Below are 8,456 nucleotides of genomic sequence, written 5' to 3'. Positions count from 1 at the left end.
CCGTCGCGGGGGCCCCGGGGGGGGCGGGCCCCCCCCCCCCCCGGGGCGGGGGGGGGGGGGGGGGCCCCCCCGCCGCGGCGAGGTGCACCGCGCAGCACGCGCACGGGCCGGGGTGGCGCCGGGACCGGGGTCGCCGGGCGAGCGTGCCCGCGTTCGGCCAGAATGGACATCCGAACCTCCTCGAAACCCTGGTGTCCGCCCGATTCCGGGGCCGGGACGGCCCGTGGATCAAGGTCGAACAGGCGTTCTATCGAACGCCCGTGCGAAGGTCTACCACCTGCCACCGACAAAATCGAGCGGACACGGCGTGTCGATCGAACAGATGTTTGAAATCGTCGTGCCCGGGGGCTAACGTCGGTGACCAGGGCATCTGCCGGGCAGATGCCGCCGGCGAGCCTGCCCGCACCCCGCGAGCGGCGGCCGGCGCGCAGATACGTGCAGCGAACGTCTGGGAGGCAACGCAGTGGCGAAGGAGAACAAGGCGGGCAGGACCAGTGGGTCCCCCGGGGGCGCCGGGAAGGTGCACGCCATGCCGGAGGTGTACGACGTCGACGACGCCCTCACCGTCCGCCAGCAGCAGGTCCTCGACGTGATCCGCGGCTGGGTGAGCCGGTTCGGCTACCCGCCGAGCGTCCGCGAGATCGGGGAAGCGGTGGGGCTGACGTCGACTTCGTCGGTCTCGCACCAGCTGCGTGCCCTGCAGCGCAAGGGCTACCTGCGCCGCGACGCGAACCGCCCGCGCGCGGTCGGCGTGCTCTCCGCGACCGACGACAACCCCATGGGCATCGAGATGGACCAGCAGCCGGTGATGCCGAAGGCGGCGTACGTGCCGCTGGTCGGCCGGATCGCGGCCGGTGGCCCGGTGCTGGCCGAGCAGGCCATCGAGGACGTCTTCCCGCTGCCGCGGGAGATCGTCGGCGAGGGCGAGCTGTTCCTGCTGAAGGTCACCGGCGATTCGATGATCGACGCGGCCATCACCGACGGCGACTGGGTCGTGGTCCGCCAGCAGCCGGACGCGGACAACGGCGAGATCGTCGCCGCGATGATCGACGGCGAGGCCACCGTCAAGACGTTCAAGCGCAAGGGCGGCCACATCTGGCTGATGCCGCACAACGAGGCGTACGAGCCGATCCCCGGCGACGACGCCACGGTGCTCGGCAAGGTCGTGGCGGTGCTGAGGCGGTTGTGACGAGCAAGGGCGGGTGAGGTGTGTCCGCGGAAAGCGCGGACCATTGCCGCTCGTCACAAGTGTCTTCTGGGGGTGCAACCCCCAGACCCCGCCCGGGGGCGAGCCCCCGGACCCCCACCTCGGTCACCTCGAGTGGTCAAGTCGCTTGATCGCTGGGGTTGCGCACGGCCGGTGTGGGCGCTTGAGGTTTACCGGATCGGATGGTCTTCGGCCGTGGGGAGCTGAAGGTCAGCGAAGCGGTGCCGAAGGTCAGCGAGGGTCAGCGGCGGGCTCGGCGGCGCAGCTTGCTGATGCCGAACCAGCCTAGACCGAGCACTGCGACCGTGATCCCGGCGGCGGGCAGGATGGGGAGCCCGGCCCCGTTCTCCGCCGAGCCGGACGATGCGTTCGTGCTGCCGGTCGAGGTCGTTCCCTCCGCCGGTGCGCCGGACTGCGTGGCCAGAGCGGCCGCGCCCCGCACCGCGCGGAGGGGCTGGCCCACCCCTTCGCTGCCCGACAGCAACGTCCCGTCGGGCTCGAACGCGATCGCCTCGCCCTGCTTCTCCCCCGGCAACGGTATCCGGACCGGCCGGCGCTGCAGGGCCGCCACCACGTCGCCGTCCGGAGCCGCGTACACATACGCGTCCGTATAGGTTCGCAAGGCGATGACGCTGCCGTCGGCCGTCGACGCGCCGCCCGTCACCAGGACCGAGCCGATCGAGCCGACCGGGCCGCCCTGCGTGTCCGTCGTGGCGATCTTCACCGTGCCGACCTTCTCCAGGGTGGTCGGTCCCGGGCTGGCCAAGGGGCCCGAAGGCCGGTACACACGCGCCTCGCCGAGGATGTCCTTGGTGATCAGGTACGGCGTGCCCGCCTTGTCCATGATCAGCGCTTCGGTGTCGTGCTGGCCGTCCGGGTACGTGAGCCGGTGCAGGGTGACCTTGCCCTGGGGACTCATCTCCAGCAGGGCGACCGTCAGCCGGCCCTTCTGGTTGTCGCCGGTGTCGGACAGCCACAGCCTGCCGTCCGGCGTCCGGGCCAGGTCCTCGACGTCGAACGGGTCCGTCTTGTCGGTCAGGACCTTCTGGACCTTGCAGTCCCGGCCCAGCACGAACACCTGGACCTTGCTGCCGCCGTCGTTGATCGCGTAGAGCGCCGAACCGTCGGACACCAGGCCGGACAGCTCGCCGATGCGGGAGTCCTTCACCGTGCACAGCGGCTCCGGAACCGGAGCCGCCCAAGCCGGCACCGGGCCACCCAGCACGGCCACGAAAACCACCGTCAACGCGACCGCCAAGCGCACCCAGCCACCTCCGTAGTGTGCGATCCCCGTGGACCGCACACTACGGAGACGTCTCAGGCCCGGGTCGAGTTGGTCTCGTACTCGCGCAAAGCCGCCGCGAGGTCCGGGCGGACCCGCACCAGCAGCCGGGTGCCGTCCTCGACGTGCTCCTCTTCGAGGACCTCGCCGTCCGCGTGCGCCCGCGCGACCAGCTCGCCGTGCGCGTACGGCACCAGGGCGTCGACCGTGACCTCCAGCCGCGGCAGGCGGTCGGCGATCACCTCGACGAGCTCGGCGATGCCCGCCCCGGTCCGCGCCGATACCGGCACCGAGCCGGCCAGCGCGTGCCGCAGCCGGGCGAGGGTGACGTCGTCGGACGCGTCCGTCTTGTTGATCACCAGCAGCTCCGGCGGGAGCGGCTCCTTGCGCTTGCGCGTGATCTCGCCGAGCACCTCGCGCACCGCGCTGACCTGCTCCTCCGGCGCCGGGTCGGACCCGTCCACCACGTGCACGAGCAGGTCCGCGTCCGCGGCCTCCTCCAGCGTCGAGCGGAACGCGTCCACCAGCTGGTGCGGCAGGTGCCGCACGAACCCGACGGTGTCGGTCAGCGTGTAGCCGCGGCCGTCCGGCGTCTGCGCGCGCCGCGTGGTCGGGTCGAGGGTGGCGAACAGTGCGTCCTCCACCAGCACCCCGGCCCCGGTCAGCGCGTTGAGCAGGCTCGACTTGCCGGCGTTGGTGTAGCCGACGATCGCCACGCTGGGCACCTCGTTGGCCAGCCGCCGCCCGCGCTTGGTCTCGCGGATCGTGTCCATGGCCGCGATCTCCCGGCGCAGCTTCGACACGCGCTTGTTGATCCGCCGCCGGTCGGTCTCGAGCTTGGTCTCACCGGGACCGCGCAGGCCCACGCCGCCGTTCGCGCCACCGGCGCGGCCACCGGCCTGCCGGGACAGCGACGTACCCCAGCCGCGCAGCCGCGGGATCAGGTACTGCAGCTGGGCCAGCTCGACCTGCGCCTTGCCCTCCTTCGACCGGGCGTGCTGGGCGAAGATGTCGAGGATCAGAGCGGTCCGGTCGATGACCTTGACCTTGACCTTCTCCTCGAGCTGCCGCAGCTGGCCCGGGGAGAGCTCGCCGTCGCAGATCACGGTGTCGGCGCCGGTGGAGGAGACGATGTCCCGCAGCTCCCGCACCTTGCCCGAGCCGATGTAGGTGGCCGGGTCCGGCTTGGGCCGGCGCTGGATGAGGCCTTCGAGGACCTCCGAGCCCGCCGTCTCGGCCAGGCGCGCCAGCTCGGCCATCGACGCCTCGGACTGCAGGGCCGTGCCCTCGGTCCACACGCCGACCAGCACGACGCGCTCGAGCCGCAGTTGCCGGTACTCGACCTCGGTGACGTCCTCGAGTTCCGTGGACAGTCCCCGGACCCGGCGGAGCGACGCCCGGTCTTCGAGCTCCATTTCGCCTGTCGACGGGTCGCCGTCGTACAGGTCGTCGTCGTGGTCTTCGGTGTGTGTCAGTTCTGTCATCGTGCCTCCATGTTCCCACGATTCGCCGCGGGAACCGAACATTTACGTGCTGGGATAGGTGGCGAGGTAGACCGCGGTGCGCTCGGCGCCGGGACGGCGCGGGCGCGCACGGAACTCCTCGAGCAGGGCGTCGAGCCGCGTTTCCAGCTCCGCGCGCTCCTCCGGGGCCACCTGGACGACCAGGCGTGTCTGGTGCACGCCCTCGAAGCCGGTGTCGGCGATCTCGGCCAGATAGGCCTCGAGCACCGCCTGTTCCACACCCTTGTCACCGCATGAGTCGAGTGTCCACGAAAGCCCGGTCGAAAGATACGGGATTTCCCGGGAGCCCCGGGCCCCGCGGCGCGGCGGCTGCGCGGCGAGGAAGCCGGTCTCGACGAGTTTGCGCACGTGGTGCAGCGTCGTCGCCGGATCGCGGCCCAGCCTGTCGGCCAGCTCCTTGTTCGTCAGCGCCTCCGAGAAGGTCAACCGGATGATGCGCAGTCGTATTCCGGAGGCCAGCGCGGCGGCTTCGGCTTCGGTGGCGGCACGTCGTTTCCCGGGGAGCACGGCGTACAGCGTAAAGCCTGGGGCGAACAGTGATTGACACTTTCCAATCACTCCCGGCACACTCGGGCCCATGTCCAGGGGGTCATTGTTCTTCCACGCCGATTTCCGGCGGCTGTGGGCCGGCGACACGGCCAGCCAGTTCGGCACGTTCGTCGGCAACACCGCCATCCCGCTGCTCGCCGCCGTGACGCTGGCCGCGACGCCGTTCCAAATGGGCCTGCTGACCGCGGCCGAGACGGCCGCATTCCTGCTGATCGGGCTGCCCGCCGGGGTCTGGGTCGACCGGCTCAGCCGCCGCCGGGTGATGCTCACCGCCGACTTCACCCGCTTCGCACTGCTGCTGACCGTGCCGCTCGCCTGGTGGGCCGGGGTGCTGACGTTCGCGCAGCTGCTGGCGGTCGTGTTGCTCGCGGGCATGGCGACGGTGTTCTTCGACATCGCCTACCAGTCGTACCTGCCCTCGCTCGTCGGCCGGGAGCACCTCCTGGAGGGCAACACGAAGCTGCAGGCCGTCCAGTCGACCGCGCAGATCGCCGGGCCGAGCGCCGCCGGCGTGCTGGTCCAGCTCGTGACCGCGGCCAGCACCGTGCTCGTCACCAGCCTCGGCTTCCTCACCTCGGCACTGTGCCTGCTGCGCATCCGGACGCGGGAAGCCGGGCCCGAACGCGGCGACCGGCCCCGGCTGCTCCGGCAGATCGGCGAAGGGCTGCGCTTCGTCTTCTCCGACAGCCCGTTGCGCGCCATCGTCGCCACGACCGCGACCGCGAACTTCTTCAACGCGGCCTTGGCCGCCGTGCTGGTGCTGTTCCTGACGCGGGTCGCCGGTCTTCCCCCGGCCGCGATCGGCGTGCTGCTGGCGGCCGGGGGTGCCGGCGGGATCCTCGGCGCCTTCTGCTCGGGGGCGTTGACCCGGCGGCTCGGCCAGGCGCGGGCGATCTGGCTGGTGCCGCTGTTCACCCTGCCCGGCCACCTGCTGCTCCCGCTCACCGCGCCGGACTGGCGGTTCGGCCTCGCCCTGCTCGGCGAAGCGGCCGCCGGCTTCGGGATCATCGTCTACAACGTCGCCCAGGTGTCCTACCGGCAGGCGATCTGCCCCGACCGGCTGCTCGGCCGGATGAACGCGAGCGTGCGGTGCGTCGTCTGGGGCACGATGCCCCTCGGCGGCCTGCTGGGCGGCGGCCTCGGCGAGTGGCTCGGCCTCACCGGCGCCATCTGGGTCGCGGTCGCCGGCGAGACCACCGCGGTGGTCTGGGTGCTGTGGTCGCCGTTGCGGCGGATGCGCGACCTGCCGACCGCGGCGAAAACCGGTTCCGAGGCCGCCTAGAGTTGGTTCATGAGCAGCCCATACGAGCGCCCGAGAGTCCCGGACAAGGTCGGTGTCGACGGTCTGGAGGCCAAGTGGGTACCCGGATGGGAATCCACGGGTCTCCACCGCTTCGACCGGACGAAGACGCGGGCCGGGATCTACTCGATCGACACCCCGCCGCCGACGGTCAGCGGGTCGCTGCACATCGGGCACGTGTTCTCGTACACCCACACCGACGTGGTGGCGCGGTTCAAGCGGATGCGCGGGTTCGAGGTGTTCTACCCGATGGGGTGGGACGACAACGGCCTGCCGACCGAACGCCGGGTGCAGAACCACTTCGGCGTCCGCTGCGAGCCGTCGCTGCCCTACGACCCGGAGTTCCGGCCGCCGGAGAAGCCGGGCAAGGACGTCGTCGCGGTGTCGCGGCGGAACTTCGTCGAGCTGTGCGAGTCCCTGACCGAGACCGACGAGCAGGTGTTCGAGCAGCTGTGGCGGCAGCTCGGGCTCTCGGTCGACTGGACGATGACCTACCAGACGATCGGGCGCGAGTCGCGGCTGATCTCGCAGCGCGCGTTCCTGCGCAACCTCGCCCGCGGTGAGGCGTACCAGGCCGAAGCGCCGACGCTCTGGGACGTCAGCTTCCGCACGGCGGTGGCGCAGGCCGAACTGGAGGACCGCGAACGCCGCGGTGCGTTCCACGACCTGGCGTTCACCGCGGAAGACGGCTCGGACGTCGTGATCGCGACGACCCGGCCGGAGCTGCTGCCCGCGTGCGTCGCGCTGGTGGCGCACCCGGACGACGAGCGGTTCACGCCGCTGTTCGGGAAGTCCGTGCGGACGCCGGTGTTCGGCGTCGAAGTGCCCGTGGTGGCGCACCACCTGGCGGATCCGGAGAAGGGCCGCGGCATCGCGATGGTGTGCACCTTCGGCGACACCACCGACGTCACGTGGTGGCGCGAGCTGCGGCTGGCCACGCGGGTGGTGCTCGGCCGCGACGGCCGGTTCCTGCCGGACGCGCCGGCCGGAGTGCCCGCGGAGGCGTACGCACCGCTGGCCGGCAAGACCGTCCACACGGGACGCGAGAGCATGGTGCGGCTCTTGCGGGACGCGGGCGCCCTGCGCGGTGAGCCGCGGCCGATCACGCACTCGGTGAAGTTCTACGAAAAGGGCGACAAGCCCCTCGAGATCGTCGCGAGCCGGCAGTGGTACCTGCGCAACGGCGGCACCGACCCGGCGTTCCGGGAGAAGATGCTCGCCCGCGGCGAAGAGCTGGAGTGGGTGCCGAAGCACATGCGGGTCCGGTACTCGGCGTGGGTGGCGAACCTGGCCGGGGACTGGCTGATCAGCCGTCAGCGGTTCTTCGGCGTGCCGATCCCGTTGTGGTACCGGCTCGACGCCCACGGTGAGCCCGACTACGACGCGCGGCTGCTGCCGGACGTCCTGCCGGTCGACCCGAGCAGCGACGTCCCGCCGGGATTCACCGAGGACCAGCGCGGGGTGCCCGGCGGGTTCGCCGCCGACCCCGACGTGATGGACACCTGGGCCACGTCGTCGCTCACCCCGCAGATCGTCGGCCGCTGGAGCGTCGACGACGACCTGTTCTCGCGCGTGTTCCCGATGGACCTGCGGCCGCAGGCGCACGAGATCATCCGCACCTGGCTGTTCTCGACGGCGGTGCGCGCGGAGCTGGAGCACGGCGTGCTGCCGTGGCGCGAGACGTCGATCGCGGGCTGGGTGCTCGACCCCGACCGCAAGAAGATGTCGAAGTCCAAGGGCAACGTGACGACGCCCGTGGACCTGCTGGAGCGCTTCGGCTCCGACGCGGTCCGCTACTGGGCGGCGAGCGCGCGCCCCGGCGTCGACACGGCGGTGGACGAGGGCCAGATGAAGGTCGGCCGCCGGCTGGCGACGAAACTGCTCAACGCGAGCCGCTTCGTGCTCGGTCTCGGTGTGCCGCCCGCGGACGCGGTCGCCACCGAGCCGCTGGACCGGGCGCTGCTGGCGTCGCTGGCCGGCGTCACCGAGCAGGCGACGGCGGCTTTGGAGGCGCTCGACTACGCGCGGGCGCTCCAGGTGACGGAGACGTTCTTCTGGACGTTCTGCGACGACTACGTCGAACTGGTGAAGGGCCGTGCGTACGGCGACCTCGGCCCGGTGGCGGCCGCGTCCGCGCAGGCGGCGCTGGTGACGGCGTTGTCGGCGGTGCTGCGGCTGTTCGCGCCGTTCCTGCCGTTCGCCACCGAGGAAGTCTGGTCCTGGTGGCAGCCGGGCTCGGTGCACCGGGCCGCGTGGCCCCTTCCGGCGACCGGCGACGGTGACCCGCAGCTGCTCTCGCTGGCCGGGCAGGTGATCGCCGCGGTGCGCCGGGCGAAGACGGACGCGAAGGTGTCGATGCGCACGGCGGTGGAGGTGCTGACGGTGACGGCCCCGGCGGAGGTGCTGGAGCGGTTCGCCCGGATCGAGCCGGACGTCCGCGTCGCCGGCGCGATCGTGGACATCACCACGCGCGAAGGCGGCTTCGCGGTCGAGGCGAAGATCAGCGCCCCGGCCTAGCGCCCCAATGTGGCCTTGGTTGCGTTGAACGCACCCAATGTGGCCTTGGGTGGGTTGTTAGCACCGAAGGGGGCCTTG

The 8,456-nt window shown here is 71.6% G+C and carries 6 protein-coding genes; 3 read left to right on the top strand and 3 right to left on the bottom strand.

All coding sequences use genetic code 11. From position 1 onward, the window contains the following. The first annotated feature begins 529 nt into the window (after nucleotides 1-529). Entirely contained in the window at nucleotides 530-1,189 is a 660-nt protein-coding gene (gene lexA / locus AB0F15_RS44410; protein WP_360283878.1) for a transcriptional repressor LexA, read from the top strand. Nucleotides 1,190-1,448: 259 nt separating this feature from the next. Here lexA and AB0F15_RS44405 read toward each other — a convergent pair whose 3' ends face one another. The 3 genes from AB0F15_RS44405 to AB0F15_RS44395 are packed head-to-tail and all read right to left on the bottom strand — an operon-like array spanning nucleotide 1,449 to nucleotide 4,519. Beyond that, nucleotides 1,449-2,471 (bottom strand): hypothetical protein, encoded by a 1,023-nt coding sequence (locus AB0F15_RS44405; RefSeq protein ID WP_360283876.1) that lies wholly within the window; start codon nucleotides 2,469-2,471, stop codon nucleotides 1,449-1,451. 53 nt (nucleotides 2,472-2,524) lie between these two features. Continuing rightward, nucleotides 2,525-3,973, bottom strand: a complete 1,449-nt coding sequence (hflX, locus tag AB0F15_RS44400) for a GTPase HflX (RefSeq protein ID WP_360283874.1) — start codon at nucleotides 3,971-3,973, stop codon at nucleotides 2,525-2,527. A gap of 42 nt (nucleotides 3,974-4,015) precedes the next feature. Next, entirely contained in the window at nucleotides 4,016-4,519 is a 504-nt protein-coding gene (locus AB0F15_RS44395) for a winged helix-turn-helix domain-containing protein (RefSeq protein ID WP_360283872.1), read from the bottom strand. Nucleotides 4,520-4,589: 70 nt separating this feature from the next. Between AB0F15_RS44395 and AB0F15_RS44390 the strand changes: the two genes are divergently transcribed. After that, complete coding sequence (locus tag AB0F15_RS44390; RefSeq protein ID WP_360283870.1) at nucleotides 4,590-5,843, top strand: MFS transporter; 1,254 nt, start codon at nucleotides 4,590-4,592, stop codon at nucleotides 5,841-5,843. Between the two features lie 9 nt (nucleotides 5,844-5,852). After that, entirely contained in the window at nucleotides 5,853-8,378 is a 2,526-nt protein-coding gene (gene valS / locus AB0F15_RS44385) for a valine--tRNA ligase (protein WP_360283868.1), read from the top strand. Nucleotides 8,379-8,456: the final 78 nt, after the last annotated feature.

It is taken from the genome of Amycolatopsis sp. NPDC026612, from assembly GCF_040638285.1.
Lineage (GTDB): Bacteria > Actinomycetota > Actinomycetes > Mycobacteriales > Pseudonocardiaceae > Amycolatopsis.
The sequence above is the reverse complement of the archived record's forward strand: the minus strand, read 5'-3'. Positions and strand labels throughout refer to the sequence as shown.